The organism is Synechococcales cyanobacterium T60_A2020_003, from assembly GCA_015272205.1.
Classification (GTDB): Bacteria; Cyanobacteriota; Cyanobacteriia; order RECH01; family RECH01; genus JACYMB01.
In genome coordinates, this window is record JACYMB010000188.1 from 1 (window position 1) to 14,034 (window position 14,034).

Below are 14,034 nucleotides of genomic sequence, written 5' to 3' on the forward strand. Positions count from 1 at the left end.
GATGTATCGTGACCATTGACGCGATGGGTTGCCCGAGGGAGATGGCCGCCGCCCTGGCTGAAGATGCCTGTCGGATTCGCAAAGACCACGCCCCGCAGACCATGAGCTTATTGCGACAGATTGCGTTGAATCGGTTGGGGCAGGACAAATCCACCAAAGTGGGCATCAAAGCAAAGCGCAAAAAGGCGGGGGGGATGATGCTTATCTCCGCAAAATCCTTACTCAATGATTTTTATGCGTTTGCCCTAGGCTGGAAGCGACCTAAAAACTAGGTAAACTAACGCTTACGTTACAATTTGGGTAGATCTATCGATTCAATGCAGGTCGATGGTTGCCGGGTAGGGCGATCATTAGGGCAGCATCGGTCAGTTTTCTTTTCGAGGCGCTATGGTCTCAGTAATAACAAAACTGTTTTTTCCGGTTATCCTATGTGCCAAACTGAATATACCTCAATTTTTGCATTAATCAGGTAGGATGACCTCAGCGTTAGCGCAAACAAGCTGCGTTCCCATAGCGGCTCTCGCTAGAGAATCACCTCTGCTCCGTTGTCTTTGTATCATTTCCTGCTGGACTCAATGCTAGAGAAGGAAAGCACCGACGTCACATCGCCATCCCCAAACAACAATGCTGAAGCTGCCTTGCAGCTCCTCCTGTTTGTGGATAAGCGCCCTAGTTCAGTCGAAAAGATTCGTCAAGTTCGTAATCATCTTAAACATCTGCAAGCTGAATATCCTTTTAGCCTTCAGGTGATTGATGTCAGCGAACAGCCCCACCTTGCTGAACATTTCAAGCTAGTCGCAACGCCAACCTTGATCAAGCTACACCCTGCGCCGCGCCAAACTCTGGCAGGCAGTAATTTAGTGACTCAGATTGAAAATTGGTGGGTGCGTTGGCAACGTTCGGCTGAAGAATATTCGACGCGTGTCCTCAACGAGCTAGAGGCTTCGGGCGATTCTAGCTCAGAGAATGGCTCCTCTGTTGTAGCCTACGAAGACAACTCTGTTGCTCACTCAGCTCAGGTAATTCAGCTTTCGGATGAAATTTTTTGCTTAAAGCAGGAAAAAGAAGCACTACAAGCCCAACTCCAGTTCAAAGATCGGTTGATTGCGATGCTGGCTCATGACTTACGCAATCCTCTAACAGCGGTTTCGATCGCCCTTGAAACCCTGGACATGGGCACGAACAATCCTGCTGCTGCTGCCCGGATTACCCCTGAACTGATGGCGCAGTTGATCAAGCATGCCCGCACTCAAGCTAAAGCCATCGATCGCATGATTACGAATGTGCTGCAAACCGCACGAAATGAGGGGGCTGAACTGCAAGTGAATCTCCAAGAACTAGACATTTCCCAGCTTTGTCACGAGATTTTAGCTCGTTTAAAGCCTCAGTTCGCAACCAAATCTCAGCACATTAAGACCGATATTCCTGGAGATTTACCCCACGTGTATGCGGATGCGGAGCGGATTCAGCAAGTTTTGGTCAATCTTTTAGATAACGCGATGAAATACACCCCGGTTGATGGGGAAATCGGTTTGTCCATCCTGCACCGTACGACCCAGAAGGTACAGGTTAGCATTAGTGATAATGGCCCTGGCATTCCGTCCGAAAATCAGGATCGGATTTTTGAAGATCGCTTTCGGCTGAAACGGGATGAGGCCAAAGATGGCTACGGCATTGGTTTATCTCTCTGTCAGCGCATCATCCGAGCTCACTACGGGCAAATTTGGGTCGATTCAAATCCCGATCGCGGGAGTTGCTTTCACTTTACGCTTCCGGTGTATCGGGCTTGAACTGCACTCCAGAGGAGGCGATCGCACCCGGAGTGATGACAGCGTTACGTCCAGTCGGCCTCTAGCATTGACCTCAATACCTACGGTGAACGCTCTAACTGTCGCATCATTCGCATCATTTTCCACACCGTCAGCGCATAGCTGTCTGCAAATGGGCGATCGCTCCAATACGGTAGCTTGAGGAACGGGGGGCAATGTAGGTTAGGACTATCGTGAGATCTGGCTAAAAGTACTGTTCAAAAGCGATTTCCACTCGTCATAGTAGATATGTAAATCAGGCTGTTTACTGATTTTTGAAGTTAGTGTGGCTCCATCTTAAGTTTTCCTATTTTGGTTCTCCTGCTTTAGTCTGTGTCGTCGGGTGATTTTTAATTTTGAAGCTCTCCTTTGAAAAAGGTTCATTGAATCATGGAATTTAACTCTCCCACCTCTCCCATGTCGTCTGCGGTGGCCGATGCACCCAAGAATGGGCAATTGGCAAATTCGCCCATTCAGCTCGGCTATGCCTGGGCTTGTCCCTGGTCTGATCGGGTTGAAACCTTACGGCAATTGCTCGATCGGCATCGCGGCGATCGCCAACTCGTGCTACTCCAGGACTTTCCCGATCCCGATGCCCTATCCTGCGCCTGGACCTACAAGCTCATTGCCAAACAGTTTGATATTCAATGCGATCTGGTTTATGCCGGAACCCTCAGCCATCAAGAAAATATTGCCCTCGTGCGCTTAACTGGGCTACCCATCCAGCGCTGGACGGTGCAAACGGCCAAGACCAAAGATTTGTCCGTTTATCAAGGCTACGTGCTGATTGACAGTCAGGGCGGAACGACTCAACTGCTGGAACTAGTCCAAGCCGCCAAAATTCCTCCATGTGTGGTGATTGATCACCATAGTCTTCAGGACGATTTGCGCCCAGAGTTTGCTGATATCCGCCCGCAAACCCGCGCGACCTCCACCATTTTCACGCAGTATCTCCAGGCCGGATTGCTGAAGCTGGACACCAATAACCAGGAGCATGTGAAGTGTGCTACTGCGTTGATGCACGGGCTACGTTCAGACACGAACCGACTAATGCACGCTCAGGAAGAAGACTTTCTAGCCGCCGCCTTCCTAAGCCGATTTTATGATGCCCAACTCCTCAACTCTGTCCTACAATCGTCGCGATCGAAACAGGTGATGGACGTGATTGAGCGATCGCTCCGCAACCGTATTTTGGAAAACAACTTCTGCATTGCGGGCGTGGGCTATCTCCGCTATGACTACCGCGATGCCATTCCCCAAGCGGCTGATTTTCTAGTCACCGAGGAAAACGTTCATACCGCAGTCGTCTATGGCATTGTCCATGACGAAGACGAAGATCTAGAATTGGTGATCGGGTCACTACGCACGAATAAGATTACCCTTGACCCCGATGAATTCATCAAAGAAGCCTTGGGACAGGATAGTCAGGGACGCTTCTTTGGGGGCGGACGGGCAATGGCAGGTGGGTTTGAGATCCCCATGGGGTTTCTATCAGGATCCAACGAAAACTCGGAATATACTCAGATGAAGTGGCAGGTGTTTGACGCGCAGATCAAGCAAAAGCTGCTGCGCCTTGTCGACCCAGAGGATGGGGTAATTCGTACGGTTTAGCGACGGGGGAAAGGTGGACGAGTTCGGCATTCATAGACCCCACAGTTCGCAGGTTTTGAAAGAATTGCCCTGAAAATAGATGCTCATCCTGGGAGGTGTCGCTAAGGCATCATGGACGATGGGTCTAGAGTTCAAGAGTGGCTGTTAAACTGCGCCTGAGACTAAAGTGCTTTTGCCGAATTGTGGTGATGCGATCGCGCCTACCTATAATTTCACCAATTTGCTAGTATTTTTGCTTGTGTAGAACTAGCCCCCGGATTCGTTCGTCGTTTTATCCCAAATTTTTTTAACCCCATCCACTGTATGAATTCAACTACCAGTTTTACCGCCATCGATCCGATTACGGGCTTACCGATTACACCCTCATCGACGGTTCGCAACTCCGAAGATTCTCTTAAGGAGGCGATCGCCTCTAAGAATTCTAAACAGGAAAGCCAAGAGATTGAGATAGACCTTCGCTCCTCCTTTGAACCCATGACGGTTGAAAAATCCGAGTCAGTTGTTATGCCACTCATAACAGACACTCTATCTCTGACTCAGGCAAAAGACTCTTCATCCACCCAGTCAAAGACCCTGATGCTCGTCGGGGGAGGATGGCAATATCCCGCAACAAAAGATCCCTATGGAGTCTCTATTTATCTGGATTTTCTAGAACGAGCCGGAGGGGTTGACGATGCCAAAATTGGAATCTTTACCACGGCTTCTAGCACCCCTCGCCGAAACGGAAATTATTACGTTCAAGACTTTCAGGATCTCTACGATCTCTATTTGAAAGATGAGTATCCAAACCAATCAATTGATGTCGAGTGGATTCCCTTTACGCTCAACAACCAAGAGAAAAAGAAAAATAATGAAGCCTTTGCTAAGAGTCTGAAAGAGTACACAGGCTTTATCTTTGGTGGCGGCGATCAGTCGTTTATCACCGAAAGCTTTTTCAACGAAGATCCTAAGAAGGGTACTCGCACCACAACCCCCGTCCTTCGTGCCCTAAAACGTCAGTTTAATAACGGTGCTGTGATTGCGGGAACCAGTGCGGGCACAGCCGTTCAAAGCGGCAAACCGATGATTACTGAAGGCGAAAGTTTTGAGTCGCTAGTCAATGATCCTATCCCTCTCATTGGTTCACCTCCGCTGAAGCCTGAACTGTACTACAATCCCCTCGGCGGACTGAATTTATTTAAGTATGGGCTACTAGATACCCACTTCAGTGAGCGTGGACGGCAAGGCCGTATCATTCGTCTGGCGGCGGAAAGTGGGCAGGACGTGGCCTATGGGGTAGATGAGAACACTGCTCTGATTGTGAGCAACATTGACACGCCCAAGGTGAAGATGGACGTCTTGGGTGAAAATGGTGTGTTTATCTCAGATTTGTCAGACGCTAAGGTAAAAGACAAAAAATATTGGTCGATTTCGGGGGTGAATACCACCTACATCACGGAAGGGGATCAATATGATCCGTTGACAAATGCGGCTAAGTTTCCCGATAAGTCGCGTTTTCGCGGCACTTTGGACACTAAGCCAAAATCCCACAATATCTTCAGCCGCAAAAACCGTGAGGGAGCTTGGACTGATCCACGCGAGTTTACGGAGACGGCCATTGATCTGTTTGAAAGTAAGGTAGCGATCGCCAAAGGCAAAACTAGAGAAACGGATCCTGTTCAGTACCAGGTCACGTTAGAGAAAGCGAAGGACTCCCACGGATTTCGTGGGTTTGATGGACAGGATGTGGAGCGCTTGTCGTTTGCCAATTTAAGCGTAGACATTGGCCCTATCCTGTAATAGCTCAGGACTGACCATGCTATACGTGGATTCCTAAAATCATAGGTGACGTTGTGCGGTACTTGTGCAAGGTCGCTTCTTGTAAGGTAGTCATACCAAAACAAAAGTCCAATCGTCATGGCGGGACATCAACTCACTCACTCAAAGCTTCAATTTCACAAATTCAGATCCTACAGCGTTTCTTCAGATGTGGATGAGGAATTCAGCATCGGCGAAAGGAAGGCTACTAAGGCTCCCATGGCAAACCCTGCCACATTGCGAACGATCGGAAGCCAATCCGTAGTCCGCGTGAGCACTGGAGCCAAACCAAAGGCGATGAACAGCATTCCCCAGAGGGGTGAGAAAATAAGCGCCCACTGCCACGCCACAATTTGACCTTGCTTCCGAGGTTGCGCCGCAAATCCCATAATAACCCCACCCAGGATAGACGTTACTAGCGTCAAAATCCACTGCTCTCTCGGCAATCCTGGAACCACATTACATCCACCCTGACGTAGGCATTGCTTAATCGAATCTAGCGCCTCAATGATGGAACGATCCTCACCGTTGTCCTGCACAAAAAACTGATTGCCGTACCGAGTCTGCAACTCAATCCAAAAGGTTCGGGGCAGCAGTTTGTAAAGCTCATCCCCTACGCTGAAGTTCAACAAATTGCCACCGCGTGGATCGGCAATTAACAAAATACTTTTATCGTCTAGCCCCCAGAAGTCCTTCACAGCGCGTCCGGGAGTGCGATCGTACTGGGTCAGCACTCGCAACTTCCATCCAGTTTCAGACTCGAAACTGCTTAGATCCTGATCCAGCTGATCTTGCTGAACGCTAGCCAGGGAATCCGCTAAGTCAATAACGTTTGTCTCAAAATCCGGTAACAGTTCAGGATTATCGTAGGCAAGAGCGGCTGGGGCGATCGCCCACGATGACAGAACCAAAACAGCTACTAGGCAAAAATTCCAGATCCTACGCATAAGCAACTTCAACATAAAGGCTTTCGACACGTCCGCAGTCAGCTCAAAGTGCTGATTAAATAGCTAGATACTCAAAGAATTGCTGAGATGAGTAAATAGTTTGTTACATTTTTTAATGTAATCCTAATAATACGTTCCCTTGCTTATAGCGTCAATTGGGTTTCCTGATTTTTGTTCAACTCTATAGCACAAACCCTTTCAAATGCTTGAGGTGAAAGAGGGTGAGGATTGTTCACAGTGAAATGTAACGCAGGGCTAGGAGGGGTAGATTTCTGAATGACGATCAGGGAAATGCTGAGAAACGGATCACTTAGATCAGTTTTGAGGGTTCAGTTTTGAGTTAGAGATGTACTGTGCAATCGGCGAATCTGTAGCTGTCATTTCCAAAGTTAGGATTAGCCACGCTTGCATAGGAGTCAGAGCATGGGCGAAGAATACCCGTCCGCTCAAGTTCGGGTTGGCACGAACAACAGGCATGGTATCTAGCAAAGCGGGCATCAGGGCGCTCTGCTTCCTAGGAGGCCATACTTGAGTTCTCAAAACTTTTTAGAAAAGCTGATCGTTGGGATGACAGGCTTATTGAAACCAAGTTTTTAAGTTTTGGAAGCGCGGCTTGGTAAAAATTAAGTTCCGGGTTTTATTAAATTTCTGTTCCTTAGCGGAAAACCTGCACAAGGAGTGAGTCGGTTGGATGGGGGTCGGTTGGATGGGGGTCGGTGAGCCCAAAAATTGGACATGACCCTAGCGGTAGCGATCGCCTTAGTTCAGCTTATATAACGAAATGTCAGCAACACTACAGACATGGCAGCATAATTCGCTCTATGTCTAGAAATCAGTGTTAGGATTTCCACAGGATAAATGAAGAAGACTAAGGATAAAGTACTTCATGGTTGCAGAAGTAGACAAGTCCATTTCGATTGACGGACGAGAGATTCGGCTCAAGATTGGATTACTAGCGCCTCAGGCAGGAGGTTCCCTGCTCATCGAATCAGAGGGAACATCGGTTTTAGTTGCAGCAACGCGGGCACAGGGTCGCGAAGGGATCGATTTCTTACCATTGCTAGTCGATTATGAAGAACGTCAGTATGCTGTGGGTCGAATTCCGGGAGGCTTCCTACGCCGCGAGGGTCGTCCTCCTGAGAAAGCGACCCTTATCAGTCGCCTGATTGATCGCCCCATGCGTCCGCTCTTTCCAGGGTGGCTGCGGGATGATATTCAGATTGTTGCAACAACGCTATCAATGGATGAACGGGTTCCGCCCGACGTCTTGGCTGTTACTGGAGCGTCATTGGCAACCCTGCTAGCTAAAATTCCGTTTAATGGCCCGATGGCCGCTGTTCGGGTTGGGTTAATCGGCGATGAATTTATCATCAATCCCACCTACAAAGAGATTGAAAACGGTGATCTTGATCTAGTAGTGGCTGGATCTCCCGATGGCGTGATTATGGTGGAAGCAGGAGCAAACCAGCTTCCTGAACAGGACATTATCGAAGCCATCGACTTTGGTTATGAAGTTGTTCAAGATTTGATCCAAGCGCAGCGGAATATTATTGCTGAACTGGGTATTGAAATTGTTAAGGAAGCAGAACCTGTCATTGATTCTACCCTGATGGATTACGTGAGCGATCGCGCCACCGAGGGCATTAAGCAGGTACTCACCCATTTCGAATACGACAAGCACGAACGGGATGCCGCCCTCGACGCGATTAAGAGTTCGATTGAGGAGGCGATCGCTGAACAGCCCGAAGATGACGCGATTCGGGTATTGACCACAGAAGACAGCAAGGCGTTGGGTAAGGTCTTCAAAGATCTGACCAAAAAGCTGATGCGGGCGCAAATTCTGGAACAGGGCGTGCGCGTTGATGGGCGGAAACTGGATGAGGTGCGTCCGATTAGCTGTCGTGTGGGAGTGCTGCCCCGCCGAGTTCACGGCAGTGCCCTTTTCCGTCGCGGACTGACCCAGGTTCTCTCTGCGGTTACTTTGGGAACTCCGGGTGATGCTCAGGAACTAGATGATCTCCATCCCGATGAGCAAAAGCGCTATCTCCATCACTACAACATGCCCCCCTACTCCGTCGGTGAAACCCGACCCATGCGATCGCCCGGTCGCCGCGAAATCGGTCATGGCGCATTGGCCGAGCGGGCCCTGGTTCCCGTTCTGCCCCCGAAAGAGGATTTCTCGTATGTGATTCGGGTTGTCTCGGAGGTGCTGTCCTCCAATGGTTCGACCTCGATGGGGTCTGTTTGCGGTTCAACCCTCGCCCTAATGGATGCAGGCGTTCCGATCCAAAAACCAGTTAGTGGTGCGGCCATGGGTTTGATTAAGGAAGGAGACGAAGTTCGGATCCTGACCGATATCCAGGGCATTGAAGATTTCCTGGGCGATATGGACTTTAAGGTGGCCGGAACCGATACCGGAATTACCGCCTTGCAAATGGACATGAAGATTACCGGACTGCCCATGTCGGTGATTGCAGACGCGATCCGTCAAGCGAAGCCCGCCCGGATGCACATTCTAGGCAAGATGCTGGACGCGATCGCTACCCCACGGGTAGAACTATCCCCCTTTGCACCGCGCCTGATGACCTTCAAGATCGATCCAGAAATGATTGGTCTAGTGATTGGTCCTGGGGGCAAGACCATTAAAGGCATTACCGAGCAGACAGGCGCGAAAGTAGACATCGAAGATGATGGCACCATTACCATTTCAGCCATCGATCAGGAAAAGGCGAAAGCCGCGCGGGGCATGATTGAAGGTATGACCCGCAAGCTCAATGCAGGGGATGTTTATGTGGGTCGCGTGACGCGCATTATTGCGATCGGAGCGTTTGTTGAAATCCTGCCAGGGAAAGAGGGCATGATCCACATTTCTCAAATCGCGGATTATCGGGTCGGTAAGGTTGAAGATGAGCTATCTGTTGGGGATGAGGTCATTGTTAAAGTGCGCGAAATCGACAATCGTGGACGCATTAACCTCACACGCCTAAACATTCATCCCGACGAGGCCGCCGCTGCACGGGCGGCGGCAGCAGGTTAAACCTGGGTTAAGCTGAATGGGAGGGAATCCGCTTAGTGTGAGAAGCGCGTGCCGACGGTGCGCGCTTTTTTGATGCGTGATTTTAGACACTGCTATCGAACTTGCTCACGAAAGGGGCGATCGCGGCTTGCAGGATGTCTTACTCCCGTGTGATAATTACTTTCAGAACGGACGCATAGCTCAGTTGGTTAGAGCACCACGTTGACATCGTGGGGGTCACTGGTTCGAGTCCAGTTGTGTCCATCTGCTGTTATACAGTGACACACTATTTGTCACTTTTCTAAATGGGTTTTCTAAGAGATAGTGACTCAGTGTACCAATTTCAAACACTCCGGCTACAGATGAAACGCTAACATTCCTGGCGTAGCAACGCATTCATAACTCAAAACTGAGAACTCAACACTCAGAATTGGTATTAGCTGTCGGTTTCTGGACGGACGATCGCCCTTTGTAAGGGCAGAACGAGTTGAAGCTGACCGCTACTCTCTTTGTTACATCTGACGGAGAGGGAGGGATTCGAACCCTCGTTAGGTGTGACCCTAAACTTGATTTCGAGTCAAGCGCATTCAACCGCTCTGCCACCTCTCCAAAGGCGCAATCGTTATTTTACTGCACAACGCCTTTCTTGTGGGGGCGATCGCCTGGAATTCCCACAATTTCTCTAGTCAAAACCAGTCGAACTAACTACTTGATAAGGTTTTCGCCTGGAATTCCACTGAACTGCACCATTTTCTAAGGAAAAGGAATTCGGAATTAAGGAGGATGGTTCCTGGGTAAATTCTGCCAGATGTTCCCCGATTACAGTCATAGGCTGTGCTGCTGTGACTGCTGCCGTTGGAAGCACATTGCCAGCCCACTGCAAAACATCGACCTGCGGCAAATCCAGAGCAGAAAGGGTTTGCTGATCTCCTGGACTGTCGCTCTGGAACATTAACCACGTGCGATCGCCCAAGCTAAAGGACATTACCTTCGGCTCTTGGTTCAGGACAGTGATATTCAGTGAGCCAATGGATGTTGTTTGCTGATAGTTGATTGGTTTTACCTGTTTAATACCATGGAGCACTATTTGTGCAAACGTAGGTTCACTAATCCATACGTCTGTGATTGGAATTGTATCCGCAATCTGATTCCATCGTTCCTGGTCTTTCCCGTGCATTTGATTGGCGATCGCCCAATCGATTCGATTTACGCCCTGTTTCTTCAAAAAGGGCAGTACCGTAAACTGAATATCCGCCTCGCTCCCAGAATGAATCAGCCCAACCTCACCCCGATGTTGGATGACAACGACAGGTTCATCCACCGTATTCAAGAACGTAATCGGTGATTGCGTTGCTGCACTCAGCCGACCTGGAATGAACATAAGGGCGATCGCCATCCCGCCTGCCAACCAAGGCAAAACTTGCCACTTAGATTTCCACCACACCCACCCATACAGCCCATACAGCAAGATCAGTTGGTACGTCGCAATCTGCCCTACTGCATAAACACTGCCTGGTAGAGCATTAGCTTTCTCAACTGCATGAATTAACCAACCAGCGGGAAACTGCAACGGCCATACGGCCCAGCTCCCTAAATCTGGACTAATCAGGGCGATCGCTGCACACATCATGCCTCCCAAACTAAGGATGATCACCAAGGGAGTCGTCAGCAAATTCACAAAAATACTGTAGGTAGACACCGTTCCAAACGAAAAAAGCTGCACGGGCAATGTCCATAAATAGGCTGATATGGGAATGGCGATCGCGGTTGCTACTGAACTGGGCAACCAATCCAATGCTTTGGTCAAGGGTGGGGCAGTGACCAACAATCCTAATGTGGCTAAGAAGCTGAGCTGAAACCCCAAATGGAAGATCCAAGGTGGGTTAATGAGCAGCAGCAGGAATGCCACCACCACCAGCACCCCAACGGGTTGCAGTTTCTGGTCATACACCCTCCCCACTAGTGCCCCTATGCCCATCAATCCTGCCCGCATGATTGATGGTTGGATGCCAGTCAGCGCTATGTATCCCAATAAAATCGATACTCCAATCCCAGCCTGCTGACTCGGTAGCAGACTACGGGTGAACCACAACACCATTCCCAGTAGTAAGGAGACGTGGAAACCGGACGCTGCTAGCGTATGCGCCATTCCTGCCTGTGTGAACGCATCGGAAATGTCGGGAGGTAAATCTACTGCTTTCCTTCCCAAAATCATGCCGCTAATCAACGCAGCGTGATTCGTATTCCCTAAATGCTTTGCAAAGGCTGTATTGACTCGCTCACGAATCCGCCACAGACCGTAGCTGATTCGTCCCTGCATGCTCAGCCATAACCCAGGATTCCAGCCTGCTTCCAGATTGCCGATCTCTTTTACCCGGAATCCTGCGAAGCATCCCTGCCGTTCCAGATACTGTTTGAAGTCAAAGCTACCTGGACTTGTGGCTGCTTTCGGTGCATACAGCGTACCCATTAATCGCACACCTTGCCCCGGTTTTAAGTCATTAGCCTGCTGTGCGGAAAGCGTGACGTATAACCGTCCTGATTTTGAGTCAAGCTCACCCGAGTCTGAGGTCGGCTTTGCGTTGACTACTTGTAGCCAGAACTGTTTATTTTGCGATCGCGTCTGGCGAGGCGCACTTGCCACTTGGCCTTCAACCACAACTGGAACAGCGGCCTGGTTAAGCTCTGTGAAAAACTGACTGATATCGCTAGCATCGGGTTTGGGCGATCGCACCTCGCAGTAAAACACCGCTACACACCCAATCAACCCAACGATCAACCACTCTCGATAATTCAATCCCATCCGCCAATAGCGAGGCACAATCAGAGCGGCTAAACAACCTGCTCCCAAAAGGGCGATCGCTCCAATCGGCAAGCCAAAAATTCCCCACTTATACGCAGAGAGTAACAGCCCCAGAAAATACGCGCAAATGTACAGAACTGAATGCGTTGCCGTCATAGAAAAAGCCCCCGAGTCTAATCCAACTTCGAGGGCTTGTAAGCCAATGAATCCGAACAAAACGGATTATCGCGATGGTAGATGCCCTCTGAAGCATATGAAGTCAATCCTCAGAGTGCCCACTTTCGCTTTCTAAATTGATAATCCCAACTTCAAACCAAACAATGCATGCACAACCATCAGCACCAATGCCGCACTGCCCAGATAAGCATGCACCGTTCGTAAGCTACCATCGTCCTTACTAAATCCTAGAAATGCCATTAGTCCGTTACTCCAAAGCACCAAAACTAAAGCAGATCCAGTCCAAAAGTGGGGGCTTTGTAAAATCGGGTGCCCTTGCATCACCAAAGACAGAATTCCTCCGGTATACCCCAACGTAATGAACAACGTCATAAGCGGAGCCAGTTTCCGGTGATCAGCACGACTTTTGAGGGCAGCCTCTTTGTCCGTATCTATCATTGTGCGCCCACGCCAACCCGACCAACCGACAAAGCTTCCCATCGCAACAATGACAATCCCCATCATCAAAGGGTGCCCCCAATGCACAATGGGTTCAGGCATATTAAAACTTCGGAACCACGCTGCAATAGGTTCCAGGAGCGCACTCAAGCTCTCAGACATACAATTTTCCTCTTTGGCCTCTCTAGATCTTAAAGATTTGTTAAGAGTATTCTACGCGAACTCTCTCTTCAGGTGGAGAACTTATTCTCTACGAGAAATGCTGCCACAATAACAGCGCTATGCCGCCTGTGCTGCCGCATCATTTAACAATGGAAATCCAAGGGCCTCTCGCTGTTGTAAGTAGAGTTGTGCAACCTGACGAGCTAGGTGCCGCACTCGGCCAATATAGCGTGTACGCTCCGTTACAGAAATCACACCCCGTGCATCCAAAAGGTTAAACGTATGAGAACACTTCAGCACATAGTCATAAGCAGGTAAAACAAGTTCCCGTTCCATCAAACGTTCTGCCTCTTTCTCATAAATGCCAAACAGGGTGAACAACATTCCTGGATCCGATGCCTCAAAGTTATAGGTTGATCCCTCAATTTCTCCCTGTAAGTGAACATCGCCGTAGGTCAGCTCGTCATTCCAGCGAATCTTAAAGATTGAATCCACATCCTGGAGGTACATGGTTAGGCGTTCTAGGCCATACGTAATCTCAATCGAGACTGGGCGACAGTCTAATCCGCCGCATTGCTGAAAATAGGTGAACTGGGTCACTTCCATGCCATCCAGCCACACTTCCCAGCCCACACCCCATGCGCCAACGGCAGCATCCTCCCAGTTATCTTCCACAAACCGAATATCATGATCCTCTGCATGAATGCCCAGTGCCCGTAAGGATTCCAGGTAGATGTCCTGAATGTTTTCAGGGGACGGCTTAATTAAAACTTGGTACTGGTAATAATGCTGCACGCGGTTGGGGTTTTCGCCGTATCGTCCATCCCCAGGACGGCGACACGGTTCCACGTAAGCTACTGACCATGGCTCTGGCCCAATTGCGCGTAAAAAGGTATGAGGGCTTTTTGTTCCTGCGCCTTTCTCTGTGTCGTAGGGCTGCACAATCAAACAGCCGCGATCGCTCCAAAACTGGTTTAAGGTCGCAATAACAGATTGAAAATTCACAGCCTCACTCCTTAATCAGGTGTCATCCAGGTTCAGCGACCACCATTATCGCTCAACTCAGAAGCACCGACTCACCCGCTATTCGATGCCGCCAATTTGGGCGATCGCTAGCGATCGCAATTCTGAAAAATGCCCAAAGCCCTCTCTAAACATTCGTTTCAGGAATTTTCTCAAAATTCCCCAAAAACCTGTTGACACCTTTAGGAGAAGAGGGCTATATTGATAAAGCGGTCGAGAGCGAGCAACGCTGAAGCGAAGTGAGCTACACCG

General features: G+C 49.5%; 8 protein-coding genes, 2 tRNA genes and 1 pseudogene. 6 read left to right on the top strand and 5 right to left on the bottom strand.

The genetic code is table 11. The features are described 5' to 3' along the window. Window positions 1-23: 23 nt before the first annotated feature. The 4 genes and pseudogenes from IGR76_09685 to IGR76_09700 all read left to right on the top strand — a co-directional run bounded on the left by IGR76_09685 (window position 24) and on the right by IGR76_09700 (window position 5,198). Complete coding sequence (locus tag IGR76_09685) at window positions 24-272, top strand: hypothetical protein (protein MBF2078773.1); 249 nt, start codon at window positions 24-26, stop codon at window positions 270-272. Between the two features lie 303 nt (window positions 273-575). Then, a complete protein-coding gene (locus tag IGR76_09690; protein ID MBF2078774.1) occupies window positions 576-1,790 on the top strand; it encodes a histidine kinase in 1,215 nt (404 codons plus the stop codon). Between the two features lie 540 nt (window positions 1,791-2,330). Continuing rightward, window positions 2,331-3,419 (top strand): annotated as a pseudogene (locus IGR76_09695) (bifunctional oligoribonuclease/PAP phosphatase NrnA). Window positions 3,420-3,722: 303 nt separating this feature from the next. Then, window positions 3,723-5,198 (top strand): cyanophycinase, encoded by a 1,476-nt coding sequence (locus IGR76_09700; GenBank protein MBF2078775.1) that lies wholly within the window; start codon window positions 3,723-3,725, stop codon window positions 5,196-5,198. 170 nt (window positions 5,199-5,368) lie between these two features. Here IGR76_09700 and IGR76_09705 read toward each other — a convergent pair whose 3' ends face one another. After that, window positions 5,369-6,178: a TPM domain-containing protein gene (locus IGR76_09705; GenBank protein MBF2078776.1), complete on the bottom strand. Its 810-nt coding sequence runs from the start codon at window positions 6,176-6,178 to the stop codon at window positions 5,369-5,371. Between the two features lie 871 nt (window positions 6,179-7,049). On the opposite strand from IGR76_09705, the gene IGR76_09710 reads away from it, so the two are divergent. Continuing rightward, entirely contained in the window at window positions 7,050-9,200 is a 2,151-nt protein-coding gene (locus tag IGR76_09710) for a polyribonucleotide nucleotidyltransferase (GenBank protein MBF2078777.1), read from the top strand. Between the two features lie 169 nt (window positions 9,201-9,369). Continuing rightward, window positions 9,370-9,443: transfer RNA gene (locus tag IGR76_09715), tRNA-Val, on the top strand. Window positions 9,444-9,701: 258 nt separating this feature from the next. Here IGR76_09715 and IGR76_09720 read toward each other — a convergent pair. From IGR76_09720 to glyQ, 4 genes are all read right to left on the bottom strand, one after another. Continuing rightward, window positions 9,702-9,788, bottom strand: a tRNA-Ser gene (locus tag IGR76_09720). Window positions 9,789-9,861: 73 nt separating this feature from the next. After that, the gene (locus IGR76_09725; protein MBF2078778.1) at window positions 9,862-12,138 is read right to left on the bottom strand and encodes a ComEC/Rec2 family competence protein; all 2,277 of its coding nucleotides are present in this window, start codon (window positions 12,136-12,138) and stop codon (window positions 9,862-9,864) included. A gap of 132 nt (window positions 12,139-12,270) precedes the next feature. Further along, window positions 12,271-12,759 carry a DUF4079 domain-containing protein gene (locus IGR76_09730; GenBank protein MBF2078779.1) on the bottom strand — a complete coding sequence of 163 codons (489 nt, stop codon included), beginning with the start codon at window positions 12,757-12,759 and terminating at the stop codon, window positions 12,271-12,273. Window positions 12,760-12,876: 117 nt separating this feature from the next. Beyond that, window positions 12,877-13,764: a glycine--tRNA ligase subunit alpha gene (glyQ, locus tag IGR76_09735; protein MBF2078780.1), complete on the bottom strand. Its 888-nt coding sequence runs from the start codon at window positions 13,762-13,764 to the stop codon at window positions 12,877-12,879. Window positions 13,765-14,034: the final 270 nt, after the last annotated feature.

Coding starts and splice junctions, on each gene's coding strand:
- IGR76_09685 (MBF2078773.1), top strand. CDS start 24: ATGGGTTGCCCGAGGGAGATGGCCGCCGCCCTGGCTGAAGATGCCTGT.
- IGR76_09690 (MBF2078774.1), top strand. CDS start 576: ATGCTAGAGAAGGAAAGCACCGACGTCACATCGCCATCCCCAAACAAC.
- IGR76_09700 (MBF2078775.1), top strand. CDS start 3,723: ATGAATTCAACTACCAGTTTTACCGCCATCGATCCGATTACGGGCTTA.
- IGR76_09705 (MBF2078776.1), bottom strand. CDS start 6,178: ATGTTGAAGTTGCTTATGCGTAGGATCTGGAATTTTTGCCTAGTAGCT.
- IGR76_09710 (MBF2078777.1), top strand. CDS start 7,050: ATGGTTGCAGAAGTAGACAAGTCCATTTCGATTGACGGACGAGAGATT.
- IGR76_09725 (MBF2078778.1), bottom strand. CDS start 12,138: ATGACGGCAACGCATTCAGTTCTGTACATTTGCGCGTATTTTCTGGGG.
- IGR76_09730 (MBF2078779.1), bottom strand. CDS start 12,759: ATGTCTGAGAGCTTGAGTGCGCTCCTGGAACCTATTGCAGCGTGGTTC.